Here is a 1,998-nt window from a genome sequence, read left to right as displayed (position 1 = left end):
GGCTCTTGCATTGGATTGCCCATCGCAACGGACAATAAAAAGGAAAACGCATCATGAAATGGCTGTTTGCGGTCTTGGTCGCACTCAACATCATTGTTTTTGGCAGCATGGTTGCCTATCGGACACAACATAAAACCGCCAAACCCGAATCTGCTTTGGAAGGCGGCACGCACGAATTATTGCGCCCGTCTTCTTTGGACGCGCCCAAGGCCGAGCCTCAGCAGGCATCGCAACCCGATTGGGTGGTGGTCGAATCAGACGGCCTGATTATGGCCGAACCTGAATCCGAAGAAGCGGAAGCCTTGCGTAAAAAGCAAGAAGCGCAGCAGTTGAAAGAGAAAAAAGAAAAAATGCGCCGCGAGAAAGAGGCGCAAGAGCGTCGCGCCGCTGAAGAAGAGATGGGCGCGGCCGGCGTGGAACGCTTGTGTACCAGCAGCGCCACCGTGGTGATGGATGAAGACGATTACCACCGCATCAAAGGCTTGTTGGGCAAATGGCCTCATGCGGCCAGCCGCAGTATCGAAAAACGCAACGGCGCATCCGCTGGCGAGACTTCTTCCAAAACCTTCCGCGTGGTCTTGCCTGCCGACGGCGACACTTCCGCCCAGCTTGATGCCTTGGGCAGCCGCGGCTTTAGCGGCAGCATTCACAATGGCGAAATCAGCATTGACGTAACACGCAGCCGCTCTTCCGCCCAAGTTTTGATTTCACGCTTGTCCAGCGCAGGTTTCGGCGGTGCGCGCATTGTCGAACAGGAAGACAGAAGCGCACCCGATACCGGTTTGAGCGTGGCGCGCATGACCGTGGTCTTTATGGCGGTCGACGAGCGCGATGCCCAAGACATCAGAAACATTGTCGGCCGTTATGGCAAATTGAACATGAAAACCTGCCGATAATCAGGTCTATTCGGTTTCAGACGGCCTGATAAGCAGCCGGCAAAGCCTGATAAACCGAACACCACAAAACACGAAACCCACTGTATCGGCAGTGGGTTTCGTGTTTTTCGGTTTTGAGTATCTGATATAAAGGGGAACAGGTATGTTTCGTATATGCGCACTCCGAGTATCAAGAGATAATGGGAAAGAGGGGGATAAAATCTGTCGTTTAATGGCTCGGATTAGGACGTCTTCCGAGTGGTTTTGATTATACGCTAATAATAACTATTATCAATAGCAAAATTGAAAAAATAAGGGATTTTGATGTAATATATTGTTTTGTATGGAAATTAAATTTCGGCATTGGCTTGCCATGATTGAAAAGGCCGTCTGAATAAAGACAGCCTTTTGTCTATTAGAATTTAGGAAGTGAGCAACCTTCGTTTGCAACGATAGAGCATTGAGAACTACCAGATTCCTGACATTTTCTTAATGCATCAGCCTCTGCGAGACCAGGGTCTTGTATGCTGGGAAAGACAGTCCATTTTTTACCAGACTTACCTTGAGCAACAGCAATACAACCATTTCTTGCCCATGCCACTACTTTACATGGAGCGTTACGCCCTCCTTGTTCACAAGTCTTAATAGCTTGTTTTTTAGCGGCTGCAAGTGAATCCATATTAATTGCACCACCAGAGACTCCAGTTTTACTATTAGTAGCCCACGCACCATATTTTGAAGGGACTTCGATATTGACAACCCTTGGTTGGTTTTGGGAATAACCACTATTAGAAGATTGTGGTCTGCCAACGTTATATAGAATTTGTCGGCCCGAGCTGTCGATAATACGACAAGTTCCAGTTGCAGGTTGGTATTCACCGCCGCAGCCGTTGGCATAAACATTAAGACTTGCCAGTCCTAGCAATACAACAAGTAACTTTTTCATTTCAATTCCAATCTATTTATTATTTGAATCTTTATCAGCCTGCGCTGCATCAATCCTACGATGATTTGTTATCTTCTCTACGCGGCTGACGTTGAAATAGGATAAGGCAAACATTTCGCCCCTATATTTCAGACGGCCTTTTGATTTGTTTTAATCACTCATAAACCCAAGCAATCA

The 1,998-nt window shown here is 47.4% G+C and carries 2 protein-coding genes; one reads left to right on the top strand and one right to left on the bottom strand.

The genetic code is table 11. The features are described from left to right. Nucleotides 1–53 precede the first annotated feature (53 nt). Nucleotides 54–896 (top strand): cell division protein, encoded by an 843-nt coding sequence (locus tag ACTHUT_RS19110; protein ID WP_440419424.1) that lies wholly within the window; start codon nt 54–56, stop codon nt 894–896. A gap of 394 nt (nt 897–1,290) precedes the next feature. On the opposite strand, the gene ACTHUT_RS19105 is transcribed toward ACTHUT_RS19110, so the two are convergent. Continuing rightward, entirely contained in the window at nt 1,291–1,821 is a 531-nt protein-coding gene (locus ACTHUT_RS19105; protein ID WP_250599460.1) for a DUF4189 domain-containing protein, read from the bottom strand. Nucleotides 1,822–1,998: the final 177 nt, after the last annotated feature.

It is taken from the genome of Neisseria sp. P0022.S010, assembly GCF_051956635.1.
This window is presented reverse-complemented; position numbering and strand designations above follow the sequence as displayed.